Annotated in this window: 15 protein-coding genes; 10 read left to right on the top strand and 5 right to left on the bottom strand. The window is 74.6% G+C overall.

Features of this window, described 5'->3' with window-relative positions; translation table 11 throughout:
• The first annotated feature begins 28 nt into the window (after positions 1–28).
• The 3 genes from ABT297_RS34090 (at position 29) to ABT297_RS34080 (ending at position 3,104) form a co-directional block, all read left to right on the top strand.
• The gene (locus ABT297_RS34090; RefSeq protein ID WP_350556591.1) at positions 29–1,180 is read left to right on the top strand and encodes an FAD-dependent oxidoreductase; all 1,152 of its coding nucleotides are present in this window, start codon (positions 29–31) and stop codon (positions 1,178–1,180) included.
• 10 nt (positions 1,181–1,190) lie between these two features.
• Positions 1,191–2,375 (top strand): DUF2786 domain-containing protein, encoded by a 1,185-nt coding sequence (locus ABT297_RS34085; protein ID WP_350556590.1) that lies wholly within the window; start codon positions 1,191–1,193, stop codon positions 2,373–2,375.
• Positions 2,376–2,534: 159 nt separating this feature from the next.
• Entirely contained in the window at positions 2,535–3,104 is a 570-nt protein-coding gene (locus ABT297_RS34080; protein WP_350556589.1) for a hypothetical protein, read from the top strand.
• A 75-nt stretch (positions 3,105–3,179) separates the two neighbouring features.
• Here the strand turns inward: ABT297_RS34080 and ABT297_RS34075 are convergent, their stop codons facing one another.
• Positions 3,180–3,911: an SDR family oxidoreductase gene (locus ABT297_RS34075; RefSeq protein WP_350556588.1), complete on the bottom strand. Its 732-nt coding sequence runs from the start codon at positions 3,909–3,911 to the stop codon at positions 3,180–3,182.
• Between the two features lie 70 nt (positions 3,912–3,981).
• Between ABT297_RS34075 and ABT297_RS34070 the strand changes: the two genes are divergently transcribed.
• Entirely contained in the window at positions 3,982–4,869 is an 888-nt protein-coding gene (locus ABT297_RS34070; protein ID WP_350556587.1) for a LysR family transcriptional regulator, read from the top strand.
• 105 nt (positions 4,870–4,974) lie between these two features.
• Here the strand turns inward: ABT297_RS34070 and ABT297_RS34065 are convergent, their stop codons facing one another.
• Positions 4,975–5,196 (bottom strand): hypothetical protein, encoded by a 222-nt coding sequence (locus ABT297_RS34065; protein ID WP_350556586.1) that lies wholly within the window; start codon positions 5,194–5,196, stop codon positions 4,975–4,977.
• 58 nt (positions 5,197–5,254) lie between these two features.
• Complete coding sequence (locus ABT297_RS34060; protein WP_350556585.1) at positions 5,255–7,870, bottom strand: CHAT domain-containing protein; 2,616 nt, start codon at positions 7,868–7,870, stop codon at positions 5,255–5,257.
• A 95-nt stretch (positions 7,871–7,965) separates the two neighbouring features.
• On the opposite strand from ABT297_RS34060, the gene ABT297_RS34055 reads away from it, so the two are divergent.
• Entirely contained in the window at positions 7,966–9,135 is a 1,170-nt protein-coding gene (locus ABT297_RS34055; RefSeq protein ID WP_350556584.1) for a S8 family peptidase, read from the top strand.
• Between the two features lie 343 nt (positions 9,136–9,478).
• Entirely contained in the window at positions 9,479–9,985 is a 507-nt protein-coding gene (locus ABT297_RS34050) for a hypothetical protein (RefSeq protein ID WP_350556583.1), read from the top strand.
• Positions 9,986–10,118: 133 nt separating this feature from the next.
• On the opposite strand, the gene ABT297_RS34045 is transcribed toward ABT297_RS34050, so the two are convergent.
• Positions 10,119–10,367 (bottom strand): hypothetical protein, encoded by a 249-nt coding sequence (locus ABT297_RS34045; protein ID WP_350556582.1) that lies wholly within the window; start codon positions 10,365–10,367, stop codon positions 10,119–10,121.
• Positions 10,368–10,387: 20 nt separating this feature from the next.
• Here ABT297_RS34045 and ABT297_RS34040 point away from each other — a divergent pair, with 20 nt between their 5' ends.
• The 4 genes from ABT297_RS34040 (at position 10,388) to ABT297_RS34025 (ending at position 13,637) form a co-directional block, all read left to right on the top strand.
• Complete coding sequence (locus ABT297_RS34040; protein ID WP_350556581.1) at positions 10,388–11,164, top strand: ABC transporter permease; 777 nt, start codon at positions 10,388–10,390, stop codon at positions 11,162–11,164.
• A complete protein-coding gene (locus tag ABT297_RS34035) occupies positions 11,157–11,951 on the top strand; it encodes an ABC transporter permease (RefSeq protein WP_350556580.1) in 795 nt (264 codons plus the stop codon). Before ABT297_RS34040 ends, ABT297_RS34035 begins: the two co-directional genes overlap by 8 nt.
• Positions 11,948–12,922, top strand: a complete 975-nt coding sequence (locus ABT297_RS34030) for an ABC transporter ATP-binding protein (RefSeq protein WP_350556579.1) — start codon at positions 11,948–11,950, stop codon at positions 12,920–12,922. Before ABT297_RS34035 ends, ABT297_RS34030 begins: the two co-directional genes overlap by 4 nt.
• An 88-nt stretch (positions 12,923–13,010) precedes the next feature.
• Positions 13,011–13,637 (top strand): maleylpyruvate isomerase N-terminal domain-containing protein, encoded by a 627-nt coding sequence (locus ABT297_RS34025; protein ID WP_350556617.1) that lies wholly within the window; start codon positions 13,011–13,013, stop codon positions 13,635–13,637.
• Here the strand turns inward: ABT297_RS34025 and ABT297_RS34020 are convergent.
• The coding region (locus ABT297_RS34020) for a fibronectin type III domain-containing protein (RefSeq protein WP_350556578.1) at positions 13,596–17,918 on the bottom strand (4,323 nt) is incomplete at its 5' end. The two genes, ABT297_RS34025 and ABT297_RS34020, sit on opposite strands and share 42 nt — an antisense overlap.

The raw sequence follows: 17,918 nt of genomic DNA, 5'->3' as shown, positions 1-17,918 counted from the left end.
AGAATCGGATCCGGAGAGGGTGAGCGGCATGCGAGCGATCGTGATCGGGGGCGGGGTCGCCGGTGCGACGGCGGCGCTGGCGCTGCGGCGCATCGGCGCGCGGGTGAACGTGTACGAGGCGTACGAGGACCCGGCGGGCGACGTCGGCTCGTTCGTCAGCCTGGCCGCGAACGGGCTGCGCTGCCTCGACTCGCTCGGCTGTCTCGACGCGGTACGGGACGCGGGCGTGGAGGTCGACCGGCAGCGGATGTGGTCCGCGGGAGGTCGGCTGCTCGGCGACGTGGCCCGCGGCCGGCGCGAGAGCGACACGCTGCGCAGCGTCACGCTGATGCGCGGGCGGCTCGTCGCGGCCCTGCGCGAGGCGGCGGCCGGGTCGGGCGCGCGGATCGTCACCGGCGAGCGACTCGTGCGGATCGCCGAGACGCCCGAGGGCGTGACGGCCGAGTTCGCCGGCGGGGCGCGGGACACCGCCGACGTGCTCGTGGCCGCGGACGGCATCTGGTCGACGGTGCGCGGCCAGCTCGACCCGGCCGCGCCCGCGCCGCGGTACGCCGGGCTCTACTGCGTCTCCGGCGCGTCCCGGATGGACGGCGTCGAGCCCGGGGTGTTCAACATGACGTTCGGCCGCAACGGCGCCTTCATCCACGTGACCGCGGGCGGCGAGGTGTGGTGGTCGGCACAGATCGCCGACCCGGCCGAGCCGGACCGCGACGGGGTCGGCGACGCGCAGTGGCTGGCGCGCGCGGCGGCGTCCTACCGCGAGGAGGCCGTGCCGTCGGCCGTGATCGCGGCCACCACCCGGCTGCACCCGACCGTGCTCATGCACGTGGCCGACCCGGTGCCGACCTGGCACGGCGAGCACACTGTGCTCATCGGCGACGCCGCGCACCCGGTCGGCGCCGGGCAGGGCGCGTCGATGGCGATCGAGGACGCGCTGGCCCTGGCCGCGGCGCTGCGGTCCGAGTCGTCGGTCGCCGCGGCGCTGCGGGCGTACGACGCGGACCGGCGCCCGCGCATCACGAGGGTGCTGGGCACCGCCGAGGACAACCGCGGCGCGAAGCGGGCCGGGCCCGTCCGGCGGCGGCTGCGGGCGGCGATGATGCGGATCTTCGTGCCGATGTTCTACGAGCGGGCGACCGCCTGGCTGTACGCGTACGAGCCCGCCCGGCTCGCCCAGTAGCCTTGGCGCGGTGAACAGCGAGCGCCGCCGGCAGATCGACGCCATCGTCCGGGGCTCGGTGGCATATGAGGACGGGCTCGACACGCTCGCCGTGGCGCCGGCCGCGGAGGTCGACCCGGCCCTGTTCGCCGCGGTCGGGGATGCCTGCGAGCGGCTGTGGCGGGGCGGCTGGCAGCCGGGCGAGCTGCACCGGGCCGTGGTCCGCCGCGGCGGCACCGACCGGCCGGTGCTCGGCCAGGCCGTCGCCGACGCCGTCGCCGCACACCTGCGCGGCTTCCGCCGGCGGGACGTGGACGAGCGCTGGCTGGCGCAGGCGGACGAGCTCGGCGCCGCGGTGTGGTGGAGCGCCGACGCGGTGTACGCGTCCGAGCTGGCCGCCCGCCGCCGGCTCGACCGGGTGTCGGCCCTCGACGACCTGCTGAGCCTGCTGGTCGTGCTCGCCGAGCTGCCGGCGATCGAGGTGCTGGTCCCGCCGCCGGGCACCGCCCCGCGCCGCGCTGTCCCCGCGGCGGCGCGGGTCGACGAGCGGCTCCTCGACCGGGTGCGGGCGCTGCTGGCCAAGGCGGAGTCGACGGGGTACCCGGCCGAGGCCGAGACCTACACCGCGAAGGCGCAGGAGCTCATCGCCCGGCACTCGATCGACGAGGCGCTGCTGGCGGGCGCGGGCGGCCCGGAGGCCGGCGTGGTGCCGTTCGCCCGGCGCATCGGCGTCGACCACCCGTACGAGAGCGAGAAGGCGTCGCTGCTCAGCGCCGTGGCGCAGGCGAACCGCTGCCACACCGTGTGGTCGCCGGACTACGGGTTCACCACGGTGTTCGGGTTCGACGCCGACATCGACGCGGTCGACCTGCTGTACACCTCCCTGCTGGTGCAGGCGGGGCGCGCGATGGCGCGCTCCGAGCCCCCGGGCGGCAAGGCGGGCCGGGCCCGGCTCAAGGCGTTCCGCCAGTCGTTCCTCGTCGCCTACGCAGTGCGCATCGGCGAGCGGCTGACCCGCGCGGCCGAGGCCGCCCTGGAGGCCGCCGCCCAGGAGCCGGCGGACCTCCTACCCGTGCTGCGGTCCCGGGACGAGCAGGTCCGCGAGAGCATGCTGCGGGTCTTTCCGCGCACCGTGCGCGGCCGGGGCAGCCGCGTCGACAGCCGTGAGGGCTGGGAGTCCGGCCGGGAGGCGGCCGACCGGGCCACCCTGCGGTAGCCGGGCCCAGCCGGTCAAGCCATTCAAGCCAGTCGACCCCGTGCGAACCACGGCAACCACAACGACCGATGTCTGCCCGATCGTCTGACGGCGCTCGCCGCCGCGATGTGAGATTCTCCCCCGTCACTCTTTTCTCCACACTACGGGGAGTAACCGAACATGGTCGTCACGGTTCCCGCGGGACAGGTCGCGGCGGGTCAGCTGCCGCAGATCTGCCCGCGCCACGGCGAACAGCCGATCGAGATGAAGAAGCTCCGGCTGATCTCGAAGCCGCCGTCGTGGGCGCCGCTCCTGATCATCCTGGGCGGCATCGTGTACGTCATCGTGGTCACCGCGATGCGCAAGACGGTCCAGGCGCCGGCCTGGCCCTGGTGCGAGCAGTGCAAGGCGAAGCGCTCGCGCAACCTCGGCATCGGGCTGGGCGTGCTCGCCCTCGGCTTGCTGCTGCTCGTCATCGGCGCCGCGATCGGCAGCGACAGCGGGGCGATGCTGCTGCTGGCCGGCTTCTTCGTGGCGCTGGCGGGCCTGATCGTCGCGCTGCGCGCCAACCCGCAGGTCATCACCAGCGCCTTCGTGTCGCGGGACGGCCAGTTCGTCGAGATCGCCCAGGCCGACCAGCGGTTCGCGCAGGCGCTGCAGCACGCGGCACGGCCGGCCGTGCCGCAGCAGCCCTACCCCCAACAGCCCTACCCCCAGTCGCAATACCCGCAGCAGCAGGCGCGGTACTGAGCCGGGCATAGGGCTGGCCGCGCACTCCGTCAAACTGGTGTGCGCGGCCCGCCTCCCCCGCCCTGTGAACGGCGGTTACCAAGGTACAACGCCCTCGTCGTTGAAGAAGCCGCCCGACGGGCCATCCGCCGGCAGGGTCGCCAGTCGCACCGCGATCACCGCGCCCTGGGCCGGTGTGCGGAAGCCGGTGTAGTTGTTCAGGTCCGTTGCGCAATAGCCGGGGCAGCCGGCGTTCACCAGTACACCGGTGTCGCGGAGTTCCTTCGCGTATTGAACGGTCACCGCGTTCAGGAACGCCTTCGACGGCACGTACGCGGCCGACGCCGGCATTCCTGCCAGTGGGCCGCCTGGGTCCAGCTGTTCCGCGAACGAGCCGACCGAGCTCGACATGTTGACGATCCGCGGTGCGGAGGATCGCCGGAGCAGGGGCAGCATCGCGTTGGTCACGCGGATGACGCCGTACACGTTGGTATCGACCGCGCGGTGCACGGTCGCCAGGTCAACCGTGCTCGGGGCCTGCGGCGTGCCGCCGATGATCCCCGCATTGTTGACGAGCACGTCCAGCCGCCCGAAGCCACGATCGATCGCGGCAGCGGCCGCGGAGACGCTGTCCTGGTCGGTCACATCGAGCGGCACAGACACCGCGTCGATCCCTGCGGCGCGGAGTTTCTCGACGGCCGTTTCGCGGCGCCCCGTGTCGCGGGCGCCGACGACGACGGTCCAGCCGAGGGCGCCGAGCTGGGCGGCGATCTCGAAGCCGATGCCCTTGTTCGCACCGGTCACAAGCCCGATGGTGGTCTCACTCATGGTGTCAAGACCATCACCGGAGGGCCGCCGGGACCAACACCACCTCGGTTCAGATCGATACCCTGAGGGTATGGAAACTCGCGAGCTGGCGTACTTCGTGGCGGTCGCCGAGGAACTGCATTTCGGTCGGGCCGCGCAGCGGCTCGGAATCGCACAGCCGCCGCTGTCGCGGGCGATCCGGCAGCTGGAGCGCCGGCTGGGCGTGACGCTGCTGGAGCGAACCAGCCGCTCGGTTGAGCTGACAGCCGCCGGTGAAGTGTTGCTGCGCGAGGGCCGGGCCGCACTGGACGCGGTGGCGGCGGCCAGCCGGCGGGCCAGGCGTGCCGGGCAGGCCGAGCCCCGGCTGGTACTGGTCACGAAGTCCGGCGCGGCCGGCGACCTGCTACCGGGGATGCTCGCGGCGTACGCAACCGACCCGGACGCGGTCGCCGTCGATGTGCAGCTGTGCGGGATCGGCGAGCAAGAGCGTCTCCTGCGCGACGGCCGAGCCGATGTGGCACTGCTGCACCTGCCGTTCGACGACCCGACCGGGCTCGACGCCGAGGAACTCCTGGTCGAGGGGCAGGTCGCGGTGCTGCCGGTTGGGCACCGGCTGGCCGGCCTCCGCAGCCTGCGGATGGCCGACCTGACCGGGGAGCCGTTTCCCCGCTGGCCCGCACCCGACGCCGGCCGCAAAGACAGCGACAGCGGCGCAGAGGCCGGGACGGAAGTCCGGGACAGCGCTCAGCTCATGCAGCTCATCGCTCTCGGCCGAGTCGTCGCGGTGCTACCCGAGTCGTGCCGGACCCATCTGCGCCGTGACCTGGTTGCCGTCCCGGTCGTCGACGCGCCACTGGTGACGACCGTGATCGCCTGGCCGCCACAGACCCGTTCCCGCGCCATCGCGGCCCTGGTACGTGCCGCGACGACATCGACCGCCACAGCAGTTGACGCCCAGACCGTGCCGGCGGCCGGCTGACAACCGTTCCGTATCAGAGCCACGTGGTCCTGAGGTCCGGCGCCTGGCACGCCAGGTCGTCCGCCATTTCATCACGGAGACGGTGGCGGCCTCGTCGCCCGTCGTTCACCGCCGCGTCGCCGCTACTGAGGATCGCGGGGCCGCCGCCCGGAACCAGGACGACCACCGCCAACCCGCGAGGGAGGCCAGGGGCGCCGCGTGACAGGTGTCGCGGACCGGGGAGAACCGTAGGCCCAGCACCCCGCCGACGGCCCAGGCCACCAGCCCGCCCAGCGCCGACAGCACCACCAGGTCGGTGAGCGCGAGGCGGGCGCGGCGTCGGGTCATGGGCGAAATCGTAGGGCCAGGGCCCAACAAGCCGGCCACGGACAATTCCGGGTGGCGGTCATCCCGCGCCGAAGCAGACGAAGCTGTCCGTGCTCGCGCGGTCACGCGGATCGGCGGACGCCTGCGCCGCGGCGAGCGCCGCGGCCGGGCCGAGCCCGGTGGCGAGGTGGCCGTAGAAGGCGCGCATGAGGTGCCGGGTCGCGCCGTCGTCGACCGGCCCGGTCGAGGCGATCACGGTCGCGGTGCCCATGTTGAGCAGCGCCGCGACCAGCCCCATCAGCTCGTCGCCGGGGTGCACGGCGGCGAGCCCGGTGTCGCAGCCGGACAGCACCAGCAGGGCGGGCGGCCGGCGCAGCGCGGTCAGGTCGTACACCGTGAGCTGCCCGTCGGCGAGCAGCAGGAACGAGAAGAGCGGGTTGTCGACGCGGAACTCACCGTGCGAGGCGATGTGCCCGATCGAGGCGCCGTCGAGCGCGGCCAGGGTAGGAGCCACCCGTGCCTGGTCGCCGGCGAGGACGACGGCGCCGGGCCGGTCGGCGGCGATCTCGCGGACCTCGTCGGCGGCCTGCTCGGCCGAGGGCGCCCCGACCAGCACAAGCTCGCCGTCCACAGTGGAGGAAGTGACGCAACGCAACCATATCGTCGCCGAGGGTGCGACGGTCAGCGAGCGCCCGCGCAGCCGCGGTAGCATTCCCCACGGCAGCGCGTGGAGGGCGCCGGTCGGCACCAGGACCAGCGGCCCGTCGCCGAGGAGGTCGGCGAGCGGGTCCAGCAGGAGCCGGTCGAGCACCTCGGCGCGCCGTTCGAGTCGCTCGCCGCCGGCGGCGTGCCCGAGCACCTGGTTGCGCAGGGCAAACCTCAGCGACTCCAGCTCAGCTCGCACCGCGTCGATATCGCCAACGATGCGATGCGTGACCTTGCGCCCGCGCACGACCAGGGCATGCAGGCGCCCGTCGATGTCCAGCAGCTCGACAAGCACCCGCTCCCCCAGCGCAGTGGCGAGTGCGGGGATCGACAACTCGATAGCGCTGGGCGAGGAACCGGGCGCCCGCCACGAACGGCGGCGGATCTCGGCTTCCAGCACGCGCTGGCGGCGCAGCAGGCGACTGGTGCGCTGCGGTCCGGTCGGCGCCGCGGCCAGCTCGCCGTTGATCCGCCGCAGCTCGGTCAGGTGCCGGCCCACGACCGGATCCGCCGACGGGTGGGTCGGCGGCAGCGACAGAGCGGCGGCGCGGCAACGCTGGGCCCAGGCCAGGGCGGAGGCGGGGCCGCCGTGCACGAGGGCGAGCCGCAGCCGCAGCCCGGCCAGGGCCGCCGTCTCCGCGCTACCGCGCACCCGCAGCTCGGTGGCGCCGAGGCTGGCCCGGTAGGCGTCGGCCTGGCGCAGGCCGGACGTGGCCGCGCGGACCGAATCGGCGACGGCACCGGAGGCGAGTTCCGTCCGGGCCCGGATGTGCCACCAGCGCACCCGCAGCGTCGCCGGCCCGAGCTTGGCCGCCCCGCCCGCCTCGGTCAGCAGTTCCCGGGCACTGTGGAGCTCGCCGAGGTCGACGGCGAGCCGCGCCGCGTCGAGCAGCGCGTCCCAGCCGGGCTGCAGCCAGCCGGCCTCGAGCAGGTGCGCGGCGGTCGAGCGCAGCTCGCGCAGCGTGCCGCGGTTGGCCTTGCCGAGCGAGACGACCGCGGCGATCTCGGCGACCCGGGCGCGAGCGCTCCACACGGTGCGGCCCTGCCGCTGGAAGACCCGCCGCGCGGCCGCCGCCGCCTCCTTCGACTGGTCCGGCTCGCCGGCGGCCAGGCCGTGCCGGGCGAGCATCAGGTGCGCCTGGCCGAGCACCGAGTCGAGGTGGCCGTCGGTGCAGGCGTCGATCGCGGCCCGGATCGCGGCGTGCGCCTCGGGCAGCAGCCGCACCGACAGCAGCAGGTCGGCCCGGTCGAGCAAGCTGACCGCGTCGACGCCGGTGCTCCAGAGCCGGTCGTGGGCCCGGTCGTAGCGGGCGAGCGCGGTCGGCACGTCGCCCGCCTGCGCCGCGACGAAGCCCAGGTTGTGCTCGACCTGCGCCGCGGCGGTGGCCATGCCGAGCCGGTTGTAGAGCGCCTGGGCCGCGCGCAGGTCGTTCTCCGCCTGTTTGAGGTTTCCGCGGTACCCGTGCAGTACGCCCCGGTTGGTCAGGGTCCGGGCCTCCCAGACCTGATCCCCCGAGTTGCGAAAGGCGCGCAGTGCCCCGCGGTACAACTGCATCGCCTGGTGGTCGAAGCCGAGCCGGCGCAGGATCAGCGCCCGCTGCATCGTGGCGCGGGCCCGCCGGTGACCGTGCAGCTCCGCGACCGCGCGGTTGATCTCCCTGAGCGCCGCGCTCGGCCGCCCGAGATCGTCGAGGATCAGCGCGTGGCTCATCCGGGCCTCGGCCTCGTGCACCAGCAGCCCGTGCCGGCGGGCCACGGTCATCGAGGCGCGCAGGTGCTCCGCCGCACCGGCCGCGTCGTGGCGGGCCCGGGCGACCAGGCCGAGCGCGCGCAGCGCCACCGCCTCGCGGCCCGGGTCGCCGTCGCGCCGCGCGTCGCGCAACGCCGCCTCGGCGAGGTGCTTGGCCTTGACGGGGTCGGCCATGACAATCGGTAGCAGCCGCTGTGCAAGATCTTCGTCGGCGGCGGGGAGCACGGACGCTGCCGTCATGGTTGCATCCTGCCAAACGCTCGGATGTGTATCACGGGGTCGGGAACGCGACTCATGTCACCGGCCTCATTGTTGATCCGTTTTGGGGAGCAGTCATGTCCGTACCGAACGATCGTCTTCGGCGGTGGGAGCAGGCACGCACCGCGCGCCTGTCCAATCTGCCGTGGTTGCGCACCGAAGTACAGTCCGGCCGGCCGGTGCGGTTCGTCGCCGACGAGATCCTGGTCGCCGACCGCGGCGCCGGCCTCGCGCACCGGACCCTCAACGGCCTCGGCCACCGGGCGAGCGAGATCACCGAGGACGAGCCGCACACCGGCCTGCGCCGGCTCAGGACTCGCGGCCTGGACGTCAGCGCCGCCGTACGCCGGCTGCGCGAGCAGTTGCCGGGCGCGGTGGTCGGCCCCAACCACGTCTTCACGTCAACGCCGCACGAGCACGGCGGCCCGTTCGGCCCACCCGTCCCGTCCGACGCCCCGCCGGCCAAGCTTGCCCCTTCGGCCACGGGCGCATCCTCCGTGCGGGTGGTCGTCATGGACACCGGGGTGTGGATCGACAGCCCGCTGCCGGCCGGCTGCTACACCGCGACCGCCGAGAATCAGGAGACCGTCCTCGACGGCGACAACGACGGCGAGCTCGACTCGGACGTCGGCCACGCCAACTTCATCGCCGGCGTGGTCGTCCAGCACACGGACGCCGCGCAGATCCGCGTCGTCAAGGTCCTGGACACCTTCGGCGTCTGCACCGAGGCCGACCTGGCCGCCGCGATCACGTCGCTCACCGACGTCGACGTGCTCAACCTGTCGCTGGGCGGCTTCTCCATCGGCGACCAGCCGCCCGCGATCCTCTCCGCCGCTCTCTCCGCGTTCCTCTCCGGCACCGGCCGGGTCGTGGTGGCCGCGGCGGGCAACGACGGGGTCCAGGACCGCCCGTTCTGGCCGGCGGCGTTCTCGTCCAGCGGCAGCCCGTGGGCCCAGCAGGTCCTCGCGGTGGCCGCCCACGACGGCAACGACGTGTGCGCCTGGAGCAACCGGGGCCCGTGGGTGAGCCTGGTCGCCCCCGGCGAGGACATCGTCAGCACGTTCATCCACCACCAGAACTTCGCGTCGGGCTGGGCGGCCTGGAGCGGGACGAGCTTCGCCACCCCGAAGGTGGTGGCGGCGCTGGTCGAGCGCGTAGCCGCGGCCGGTTCGGTGGCGGCCGCGGCGGACCAGATCCGCGCCGAGGCGGGCCAGCAGCCGCTGGGCGGCTTCCCGTCGCTGCGCTGACCCGGTAGTCCCTGGGCGCCGCGGAGGTCAGCAGAACCCGCGGCGCCCGGGGCTCCTCGTTGACGCCCGATCCCTCCTGGACCCTGCGACACCGTGACCGATGGCACATGCCGCGAGCACCGCGGCGACCATCGCCGGCGACCGCACCGGGTCCTGGAAAACTCTTCGCGTTCGTCTAGGATTCCAGCGTGTCAAGCGACCGGCGCCTCGTCAGCGGCCCCACCCGCCCGGCGGGCGGCGGTGCGAATCACGTCCAGATCGGCAGGGATCACTTGCAGCGCACGGTCGGCTTCCGAGGTCGCCCGAAGTTCGCCGCCGGCTGTGCCAGCTTGAAGGCGGGCGTATGAACGACGACGATGCCACGCGCGACGGACTGCCCCGGTTCATCTACGGCGAGCACACCGGCGAGTACACCGGCGAGATCCGGCTGCCCGATCGCCCCGAGTCGGACGGGGACGACGCCGCGCCCGGCCCGATGGACCGCAAGACGATGTTCCGGATCGCGGGCGGCGGGCTGGCATTGTTGCTCATCATCGGCCTCGTCGTCGCCGCGCTGAGCACCGGCGGAGCCGGCGACACCCCGGCCGCGGCCACCCCGGAGTCGCCGGTCGCGAGCTCGGCCGCCGGGCAGTCGTCGCCGGCCGACCCGCCGGAGCCGGGGCCGTCGTCGACGCCACCGCCGCCGCCGGCGCCCGCCGACCTCGGCGAGCCGGCCGTCCCGACGACCGTGAAGCCGACGAAGACCACGAAGCCGGTGACCACCCAGCCGACGAAGCCGAACGCGCACCCAAGCACATCGAACAGGCCCACGTTCACGCTCAGGCCACCGTTCCCGAGCAGGCACGAATAACGGAGCCGCCCGGTTACCCGGCCCTCGCGACCGGCGGCGGGCCGAAGCCGGTGCTCGTCATCGGCGTGGTGGCGCGGCGCTGACCGTCGGGCGACGGGGACCGGCAGAACCGGCCGCGGGCCACCCACGGGACTCAGGCGCCGGTCGTGCCGGTGAGCACCGAATCGCCGAGGCCGACGCCGTTCGCGTCCCGGTCGTCGGCGCCGCCGCGCACGCCCGCCTGGCAGGGGTCCGGGCGACCGTCCGCGCCGGCGAGCGCGGCGACCGGCTCGGGTGGTGTCGCCGCGCCGATGTCGCGCCACCGGCGCTGGACGGCACCGGCGGCGAATGAATCGGCGGCCGGATCCCCACCGTGCGGGTATCGTGGCCCGTCCGCCCGCACCCGCCCGCAGGGAGTTGCACATGTGGCCGACCCTGTTCGCGCTGGGTTTCCGCCGCTGGTCGGCGTACCGGACGGCGGCGCTCGCCGGCGCCTTCACCAACTGCGTCTTCGGGCTGATCCGCTCCGCGGTGCTGATCGCCGTCGTCGGCACCGCCGGCGGCGCGCTCGCCGGCTACGACCGGGCCACCGCCGCCACCTACGTGTGGCTGGGCCAGGCGCTCATCGGCCCGGTACAGCTGTTCGGCTGGAACGAGCTGGCGCAGCGCGTGCGCACCGGCGACATCGCGATCGACCTGGCGCGCCCGGCCGACCCGATGCTCACCTACCTCGCCGCCGACCTCGGCCGGGCCACGTTCGCGCTGCTGCCGCGCGGCCTGCCGCCGCTGGTGGTCGGCGCGCTCGTCACCGGTCTCGCGCTGCCGCACACGCCGGCACCCTACGCGCTGGGCCTGGCCAGCGTCGCCCTCGCCACCGCCCTGTCGTTCGCCTGCCGGTGGCTGGTGAACCTCAGCGCGTTCTGGCTGCTGGACCTGCGCGGGCCGATGACGCTGTACCTCGTGGTCAGCGGCGTCCTGTGCGGACTCGTCGTGCCGGTGCACTGGTTCCCCGGGTGGCTGGCCGCGATCGCCGCCGCCACGCCGTTCCCGTCAATGATGCAGGCGCCGACCGACGTCCTCATGGGACGGTCGGGTGCGCAGACCCTTGTGGTCCAGGCGCTCTGGCTCGCCGGGCTGCTCGGCCTGGGTCGCGCCGGGTTCGCGCTCGGCACGCGGCGGCTGGTGATCCAGGGTGGTTGAGCCCTACCTCGTGCTGGCCCGCATGCACGTGCGCGCGCAGACGGCCTACCGCGGATCGTTCGCCATCGAGGTGCTCGCCAGCGTCGGGGCGACCGTCAGCGGCGTCTGCGAGATGTACGTGGTGTTCGCGAGCGTCCCGGCGCTGGGCGGGCTGACGCTGCGGGCGGCGCTGCTGGTCTTCGCGCTCGGCCACGTGTCGATGAGTCTCGCCGACCTGTTCTTCGGCCACCTCGACGCGCTGCCCGGCTACCTGCGCAGCGGGGCGTTCGACGCCTTCCTGCTGCGCCCGCTCCCGGTGCTGTTCCAGTTGATCGGCGCTGAGCTGTCGTTGCGCCGTCTGGGCCGTACCGTTGCCGGATCCGTCCTTGCCACAGCGGTCCTGGCCGGGATCGGGATCCGCTGGACCCCGGCGGACGTGGGGCTGGTGGCGCTGACCGTCCTGTGTGGAGCAGCCATCTTCGCCGCGCTGTTCACGGCCGCGGCCGCCGTGCAGTTCTGGCTCGTCGACGGGGCCGAGGTCACCGCCTCGTTCGTCTACGGTGGACAGTACGCGTCGCAGTTCCCGGCGAGTGTCTACCCCGGGCCATTGCGGACGCTGTTCACGTTCGTGGTCCCGGCCGCGTTCGTGGCCTACCTGCCGGTCCTCACCCTGTTGCGGCTCCCGCCGCCGCCCGGCCTGCCGCCCTGGATCGGCTGGTGCACGCCCCTGGCCGCCGCCGGGGCGTGGGCGATCGCGCTGCTGGGCTGGCGGGCCGGCCTGCGCAGATACACCGGGACGGGATCATGATCATCGAGGTTTCCGAGCTTCGGCGGCACTTCAAGAAGGTCGCCGCGGTCGACGGCCTGACGTTCGGCGTCGACCGCGGCGCCGCGGTCGGCTACATCGGCGCGAACGGCGCCGGCAAGTCCACCACCATCAAGATGCTGACCGGCATCCTGCGCCCCACCTCCGGCACCGTGCGCACCTGCGGCCTGGAGCCACTGCGGCAGCGCCGCCGGCTGGCCAGGCGCATCGGCGTCGTCTTCGGCCAGCGCAGCCAGCTGTGGTGGGACCTGCCGCTGCGCGACTCCTACCGGGCGCTCGGCGCGATCCACCGCATCGACCACCGCCCGCGGCTGGCCGAGCTCGCCGAGCGCCTCGATCTGGTGTCCTTCCTGAACACTCCGGTGCGCCAGCTGTCCCTGGGCCAGCGCATCCGCGGCGAGGTCGCCGCCGCGCTGCTGCACGCGCCGGAGCTGCTCATCCTCGACGAGCCGACGATCGGCCTGGATGTGCTGAGCAAGGAGCGGCTGCGCGCGTTCCTAGTCGAGCAGCGCGCCGCGTTCGGCACCAGCCTGCTGCTGGCCACGCACGACATGGGCGACGTGCGCCGGCTCACCGAGCGGATCCTGCTCGTGGACCACGGCCGGCTCGCGTACGACGGCACCCTCGACGGCCTCGCCCGGCACGCCGGCGCCGAGCGCATCCTCGTGCTCGACCTCGCCGAGCCGGCCGCCCCGCTCGACGCGGTCCCGGGCACCAGGCTCGTCGGCGTCGAGGCCGGCGGCCTGCGCCAGCGCCTGTCGTTCGCCCCCGGCGGCACCACCGTCGCCGCGATCCTGGCCGCCGTCGCCGCGACGGCGCAGGTGCACGACCTCACCATCGAGGAACCCGACATCGAGGCCGTTGTCCGCGAGCTGTACCAAGCTCCCGGCGGGGCTTCGTCGGCCGGATCCCCGCCCGAGTTCCCGGCGCGGCGAGACGGAGAGCGGCCCTGACCGGTCTGGCCGCCGCGTCGGACGGGGGCGACTCGCGTATCGCCGCGTACAAGATCGGCCACGCCCTGCTAGCGTCGGCGCCGTGACGATGAACGGCACCGACGTGCTCACCTCCGTCTCGCTGGTCCGCCAGGCGTTCGGCGACGTCCCCGACGACGGCTGGGACCGCCCGGCCGGCACCCTGTCGTGGTCGTGCTGGGAGACGGTCGAGCACATGGCCGACGACCTGTTCGCGTACGCCGGGCAGATCGCCCCGTCCGACAGCCCGCAGGAGTCCTACCTCCCGTTCGTCTGGCGCGAGATGCGCGCGGGCGGCCCGTCGAGCACGATCTTCGTCGAGCGTTCCGCCGGCACCCTGGGCCTGCTGCGCACCCTGGAGGCGTGCGCCGCCATGCTCGCCGGCGTGGTCGACGCGGCCCCGCCCACCCGCCGCGGCTGGCACCCGGACGGCCTCAGCGACCCGGAGGGCTTCGCCGCGATGGGCGTGATCGAGGTCCTGGTCCACGCCTGGGACGTGGCCGACACGGTCGACCGCCCGTGGACTCCCCCGCCCCACCTCTGCCAGGCCGTCCTCGACCGCCTCTTCACGGACGTGCCACCGCACCCGGACCCCTGGGCGGCCCTGCTGTGGGCCACGGGCCGCGGCGAGCTCCCCGGCGTCCCGCTCCGCACCTCATGGAAGTGGGACGGCCGCCCGCCGGCCGAACGCGGCTGACGGTCCCCCTGGCGCGTCTCCGCCGAGCTGGGCGGTGGCCAGGCCGGCGAGCAGCAGCAGTACACCCACCAGCGCCAGATGGGTCACCGGCGGCCCGGTCGCCGCGAGCGAGTCCGATGCCGGGCCGCCCGCACCCCGGCGCTCGGTCCGGTGCGGGGTGCGCGGGCGATCCGACGGGTCGGTCACCGGACTGACGACCGGACTCGTGACCGGGCCCGTGATCGGGTCGGTCGGCGTGACCGGCGGCACCGCGGGCGGCGCCGGGGTACCGATCCGCCTGGCCCACAGCACCAGCAGCCGGGTCGACCCGTCCGGTGCCACGCCCTGGGCGACGAACGCCAGCTCCTCGCCGGAGTTCTCGATCATCGGCGCCGTGGTGTCCAGGACCACGGTGCCGCCGGTGTCCACCGTCGGCGTGCCCAGGATGTCGAGCCGGACGCCGGCGGCCGGCGCGCCTATGGCGTCGTCGGTGGCATCGTCGACGGACGCCACCGAGGCGCTGTTCGTCGCGGTGGCGCCGGTGGAGTAGGCGCCGAAGCGCACGGACGAGTTCGGCGCGAAGCCGTGGCCGATGAGCGTGATCGGCTCGCCCGGCATGACGGTGATGTCGCCGTTGCCGAGGTTGCTGTCCAGCCTGTCGGCGTTGGTCAGGGTCGGCGCCTGCGGCGGCATCGGCGGGAACGTCGGGCGGGTGTGGGCGACCGCCGTCACCGGCGCCGAGTCCTGGCCGTGCAGGCCCTTCGCGACGACGACCACGTCGTACGCGGCGCCGATCGGCACGAACATCGTGCACCGGACCTCGGCCGGCGTCGTGGTGGCGCAGCGGCCGTTGCCGGCGGTGGACGTCGCGGTGAAGTGGCTGATGCCGGAGCCCGCGTCGGTGGGCGGCGTCCACTGCACGACCAGGCCGCTGTATCGGCCCGTGACCGTCACGTCCGTCGGCGGCTGCGGCGCCGCGCTCGGGTACACCGGTGTGCTCGGCGCGCTCGGCGGCGAGTCGCCGCCCGGGCCGTGGGCGACCACGGTGAACCGATACGCGCGGCCGTTGGTGAGCCCCGCGACGGTGCAGGTCGTCCCCGTCGTCGTGCAGGTCCGTCCGTCTGGCACCGAGGTGACGGTCCAGCTCGTCACGGCCGGGCCGCCCGTGGCCGGCGTCCAGCCGACAGCGGCCTGGCCGTTGCCGGGCACGGCGGTCACCCCGGCCGGTGCGCGCGGCACGGTGCTCGAGGGGTCGACCGGCGGGTTCGGGATGACGGTGTTCGACGGCACGCTGGGCCCCGAGTCGCCACCGGCGCTGTGCGCGACGACCGTGAACGTGTACGCCTGGCCGTTGGTGAGACCGGCGACCAGGCAGGTCGTCGCGCCGGTCGTGTCGCAGGTCAGGCCGCCGGGCGCCGCGGTGACGGTGTAGCCGGTGATCGCGGGGCCGCCGGTCGGCGCGGTCCAGGTGACGGTCGCGGCGGCGATGCCGGCGCTTGCCGTGACCGCGGTCGGGACGCTCGGTGTCGTGGCGAGCGGGATGACGACCGGGGTCATGGGCGAGGGGACCGGCGTGTCGGGCCGGGTGATGCCGATGACCCGGACGACGAAGCGGTAAGCGCGCCCGTTGGTGAGACCGGTGACGGTACAGCTGGTGTCCGTGGTCGTGCAGCGCTGCCCGTCGTCGGAGACGACGTCGTAGTGGTCGATGCCGTCGCCGGTGACCACCGGCGGGCTCCAGCTGACCAGGACCGACCGGTTTCCGGCCGTGACGGTGACGCCGGTGACCGGGCCGGGCAGGCCCGCGCTCGGCCGGACCGCCGCGGACGGCGCGCTGGCCGCGGACGACCCGGTGGCGCCGATGCCGTGGGCGACGACGGTGAACGTGTACTGCGTGCCGTTTGTGAGGCCGGTGACCGTGCACGACCGCGTGGACGTGGTGCACGAGGCGCCGCCCGGCGACGCGGTGACGGTGGAGACATCGACGCCCGCGCCGCTGTCGGCGGGCACGTCCCACGTGACGGTCGCCGAGCCGTTGCCCGCGATGGCGGTGACGTCGGCCGGCCGGGCCGGCGGGCCGGGCAGGACCGGTCCCGCGGTCGCCGGGGCGGAGACGCCGCCCGGGCCGTACGCGACGACGCTGAACGTCACCGCGGTGCCCGGCGTCAGCCCGCCGACGACACAGCTGGTGCCGCTGGTGGTGCAGGTCTGCTCGCCGGGAACGGCCGTGACCACGTAGTAGCTGACGCCCGCGCCGGTCGTGGCGGGCGCGGTCCAGACCACGGCCGCCGACGACGCCCCGGCGCTCGCGTCCGGGTCGCCCGGCTTACCGGGCGGCCCGGTGACTTTCGCGGTGGCGACGGTCGGCGCCGAGGTGCCGGCGGGTCCGGTCGCCACCACCGACACGATGTACGGCGTACCGTTCGCCAGCCCGGTGATCGTGCAGTGTGTCGCGGCCCCGGACGCCGAGCAGGACTGCCCGCCGGGCGTGACCGTCGCGGTGTGGCCGGTGACACCGGTCGTACCCGCCCCGATCGCGCCGGGCGTCCACTGCACGCCGAGCTGGCGGTCGCCGGGCGTGACACTGACGGAAACCGGGGCCGGCGGCGGTCCCGTCACCTGCGCCGCCGACGGCATGCTCGGCGCGGACGTCCCGCCGGGGCCGCTGGCCACGACGGTGAACGTGTACGGCGTGCCGTCGGTGAGGCCGGTGACAGTGCAACTGGTTCCGGTGGTGGTACAGGTCTCGCCGCCCGGTGAGGCGGTGACGGTGTAGCCGGTGACGCCGCTGCCGGTGACGACCGGTGCCGTCCAGGTGACCGTGGCGCTGCCGGTGCCGGGCTCGACCGTGACGTCGGTCGGCGAGCCGGGCGCTCCGGCGCTGGGTATCGCCGGAGCGGACGGCTGGCTGGCCGGCGAGACGCCGCCGGGGCCGTCGGCCACGACGGTGAAGGTGTAGGCGGTCCCGTTGGCCAGGCCGGTGACGACGCATCCGGTGCCGGTGGTCGTGCAGCTCGCCCCGCCGGGTGCGGCGACGACGTGGTACCGCGTGATCCCCGCGCCCCGCCCGGCCGGCGCGGTCCAGGAGACGCTCGCCTCGCCGTTGCCGGCGACGGCGGTCACCGCGGTCGGCGCGTCCGCGGGGCCGGGCGTGACCGGCGCGGTGGCGGTGCTGCCGGCGGACGTGCCACCGGGACCGCCGGCGACGACGGTGAAGGTGTACGCGACGCCGTTGGTCAGGCCGGTCACCGTGCACGTGGTCCCGCTCGTCGTGCACGTCTGCCCGCCGGGCGCTGCGGTGACCGTGTAGCCGGTGATCGCGGCGCCGCCCGCGGGCGCGGTCCACGATACGACCGCGGTGCCGTCACCGGCGGCGACAGTGACCCCGCCGGGGACGCCGGGCGGTCCGGGAACGACCGGGGTGGTCGTGGTGCCGGGCGCCGAGTCGCCGGTACCGGTGACGCCGCCCGCCACGACCGCGAATGTGTACGGTGTGCCGTTGGCCAGGCCGGTGACCGTGCAACTGTTCGCGACGGTGGTGCAGGTGGCGCCGCCCGGCGAAGCGGTGACCGTGTAGTGGTCGACGCCGGCACCCTGGTTGACGGGTGGGTTCCAGGTGACGGTGGCCGTCGTGTCGCCGGCGACGGCGGTGACGGCGCCGGGCGCACCGGGCGGACCGGGCAGCACCGCGACCGACGGCGCGCTGGCCGGCGAGTCGCCGCTGATGCCGTTGGCCACGACGGTGAACGTGTAGCTCGTGCCGCCGTTCAGGCCGCTCACCACGCACGTGGTGCCGGTGGTCGTACACGTCGCGCCGCCCGGGCTCGCGGTGACCGTGTAGCCGGCGACACCCGCGCCGGCCTGGGCCGGTGCGATCCAGCTGAGCGTCGCCGAGCCGCTGCCGGCCAGGGCGACGACGGCGGTCGGTGCACCCGGCGGGCCCGGCACGACGGGACCGGCGGTCGTGCCGGGCGCCGAGGTGCCGGTGGCGCCGGTGCCGGTCGCGACAACGGTGAACGTGTAGGCCACGCCGTCGGTGAGGCCGGTGACGGTGCACGCGGTGAGGCCGGTGGTGCAGGTGGCACCGCCGGGCGAGGCGGTGACGAGGTAACTGCCGACGGCCGCGCCACCCACCGGTGGCGTCCACACGACCGTCGCCTGGCCGGCGCCGGCCGTCGCGGCGACGTTGCCGGGCGCGCCGGGCGGCCCGGGCACGACCGGCGCGGTGGCTGCCGACGGGGCGGAGACGCCGGTCGCGCCGGAGCCGACCGCGGTGACGGTGAACGTGTACGACGTACCCGC

The sequence above is a fragment of the Dactylosporangium sp. NPDC000555 genome (genome assembly GCF_040300025.1).
GTDB lineage: Bacteria > Actinomycetota > Actinomycetes > Mycobacteriales > Micromonosporaceae > Dactylosporangium.
Note: the sequence above shows the minus strand (reverse complement) of the source record. Positions and strands in the feature narration are given on the sequence as shown.

Coding starts and splice junctions, on each gene's coding strand:
- ABT297_RS34040 (WP_350556581.1), top strand. CDS start 10,388: ATGTGGCCGACCCTGTTCGCGCTGGGTTTCCGCCGCTGGTCGGCGTAC.
- ABT297_RS34060 (WP_350556585.1), bottom strand. CDS start 7,870: ATGACGGCAGCGTCCGTGCTCCCCGCCGCCGACGAAGATCTTGCACAG.
- ABT297_RS34080 (WP_350556589.1), top strand. CDS start 2,535: ATGGTCGTCACGGTTCCCGCGGGACAGGTCGCGGCGGGTCAGCTGCCG.
- ABT297_RS34065 (WP_350556586.1), bottom strand. CDS start 5,196: ATGACCCGACGCCGCGCCCGCCTCGCGCTCACCGACCTGGTGGTGCTG.
- ABT297_RS34090 (WP_350556591.1), top strand. CDS start 29: ATGCGAGCGATCGTGATCGGGGGCGGGGTCGCCGGTGCGACGGCGGCG.
- ABT297_RS34055 (WP_350556584.1), top strand. CDS start 7,966: ATGTCCGTACCGAACGATCGTCTTCGGCGGTGGGAGCAGGCACGCACC.
- ABT297_RS34025 (WP_350556617.1), top strand. CDS start 13,011: ATGAACGGCACCGACGTGCTCACCTCCGTCTCGCTGGTCCGCCAGGCG.
- ABT297_RS34075 (WP_350556588.1), bottom strand. CDS start 3,911: ATGAGTGAGACCACCATCGGGCTTGTGACCGGTGCGAACAAGGGCATC.
- ABT297_RS34030 (WP_350556579.1), top strand. CDS start 11,948: ATGATCATCGAGGTTTCCGAGCTTCGGCGGCACTTCAAGAAGGTCGCC.
- ABT297_RS34050 (WP_350556583.1), top strand. CDS start 9,479: ATGAACGACGACGATGCCACGCGCGACGGACTGCCCCGGTTCATCTAC.
- ABT297_RS34070 (WP_350556587.1), top strand. CDS start 3,982: ATGGAAACTCGCGAGCTGGCGTACTTCGTGGCGGTCGCCGAGGAACTG.